This window comes from Acinetobacter sp. AS167, from assembly GCF_037152175.1.
In the GTDB taxonomy this organism is placed as follows: Bacteria; Pseudomonadota; Gammaproteobacteria; order Pseudomonadales; family Moraxellaceae; genus Acinetobacter.
In genome coordinates, this window is record NZ_JBBCMP010000049.1 from 1 (window position 1) to 273 (window position 273).

Annotated in this window: 1 protein-coding gene; it reads left to right on the forward strand. The window is 44.3% G+C overall.

Going from position 1 to position 273, the window contains the following annotated elements; all coding sequences use genetic code 11:
- Window positions 1–273: Ig-like domain-containing protein (locus tag WFN33_RS20310; RefSeq protein WP_336954841.1), on the forward strand; the 273-nt coding region annotated here is incomplete at both ends.

Consider the following 273-nt stretch of genomic DNA (forward strand, 5'->3'; position numbering starts at 1 on the left):
ACAGCTCCTGTAGTAGATCCAATTAATGGAAAAGATCCTATTACAGGTACAGCTGAGCCAGGCTCAACAGTCACAGTCACTTACCCAGATGGTACCAAAACCACAGTTGTTACGAGTCCAGATGGAACTTGGACAGTGCCAAATCCTGGTTTAAAAGATGGTGATGAAGTTAAGGTAATCGCGACAGACCCAGCAGGGAATAATTCATTACCAACGGTCGTCGTTGTAGATGCTATTCCACCAACAGCTCCTGTAGTAGATCCAATTAATGGA